Source organism: Bartonella capreoli (assembly GCF_902813205.1).
GTDB lineage: Bacteria > Pseudomonadota > Alphaproteobacteria > Rhizobiales > Rhizobiaceae > Bartonella > Bartonella schoenbuchensis.
On sequence record NZ_CADDZX010000409.1, the window covers coordinates 1 to 382 of the forward strand.

General features: G+C 42.9%; 1 pseudogene. It reads left to right on the plus strand.

Annotated elements, in window-relative coordinates:
* A pseudogene (locus J7R05_RS09035) lies at positions 1-382 on the plus strand (DUF3792 domain-containing protein); the annotation flags it as partial.

Genomic DNA, 382 nt, shown 5'->3' on the forward strand with positions numbered 1-382 from the left:
AATAGGGTCGATTTTGATGAATTGGGCAATGAATTACGCGCACTTCTCAAAAAAAGTGACATTCCTGCCCTAAATCCTGACCGCTTAAAGCAATCCTATCAGGAGGCTCTTAAAGATATTGAATCGACGATATCCGCTTTCAAAAATGATCCTACTCGCTATCGCACCTATTTAAAAGAACTCAGTGATCATCTTTCTGATCGTGCAGACGCCATTACAACAAAGTTTGATCGAAGCGATATCATCAACACTCTTATGAACAATGGTATGACGCGTGCCGATGCACAAACAACCGCCAACCGTGCGATCCATGTTTACCAGACGGCAGAGGAAAAAACGGAACAAGCTATTGAAGCTCTTGAGGAACAAGCTGACACCCTTT